Here is a 729-nt window from a genome sequence, read left to right as displayed (position 1 = left end):
CTACCGCCGTTCACCAGCTGCGCGACGGCAACGACGAACTCATGTTCGCCGATGGCGCCGATGGCAAGCCCGATCCGACCAAGCCAATGAACGTCCACGTTTTCGGTCCTGGTACCAAGGTGTATGCCAAAGCGAAGGCCGCGCAGGCGAACCGCAACATGGACCGCTACAAAAAAAAGGGCAAGAGCGACCTGTCGGCCGAAGACCAGACCAAGGACACCGCCGATTTCCTGGCAGCCGTGACCGATCGCTTCGAAAACATCGAAGTCGATGAGCTGACGGACAAGGCGCTGTTCATGGCGGTGTACAGCGACCTCGAAGTGTGCTTCATCCCGGCACAGCTCGATAAGCTGCTGAGCGACACCGCAAATTTTACCAAGGCGTCGCCGACAGCCTAAGTCTCTACGTCCGGCATTCAGCCTGGCTGAATGCCGCGATGGAGAAGGCCGAAGGCGATAAGTCAAAAGAACCAGCCAGGTCCCGCCTGCAATTGCTGCGGATCAAAGGCGGCGAAGACTTCCAGCCGGCGATGCCGCCGCTCGACTGTGGCGAACATCTGGTCGACCTGCTTTGGAAGTGGGGCCCGACCATGTGCACCAGCATGGGCGATGCCCCGTTGACGCATCAAGACCTGAGCTACTGCCAGATGAACACTGGCGTGGAATTGTCTGAATGGGGAGCCGAAACGCTCGTCAGGCTGTCGCGCGAGTATTTCGGTGAATCGCACCG

2 protein-coding genes are annotated in these 729 nt (G+C 59.4%); both read left to right on the top strand.

What is annotated here, in order from left to right:
* Nucleotides 1-398, top strand: a 398-nt coding sequence (locus RBA40_RS33395) for a hypothetical protein (protein WP_306653217.1), incomplete at its 5' end; no start/stop codon positions are given.
* Between the two features lie 38 nt (nucleotides 399-436).
* The coding region (locus RBA40_RS33390) for a hypothetical protein (protein WP_306653215.1) at nucleotides 437-729 on the top strand (293 nt) is incomplete at its 3' end.

Origin of the sequence: Massilia pseudoviolaceinigra, from assembly GCF_030846505.1 — a bacterium.
Lineage (GTDB): Bacteria > Pseudomonadota > Gammaproteobacteria > Burkholderiales > Burkholderiaceae_D > Telluria_A > Telluria_A violaceinigra.
This window is presented reverse-complemented; position numbering and strand designations above follow the sequence as displayed.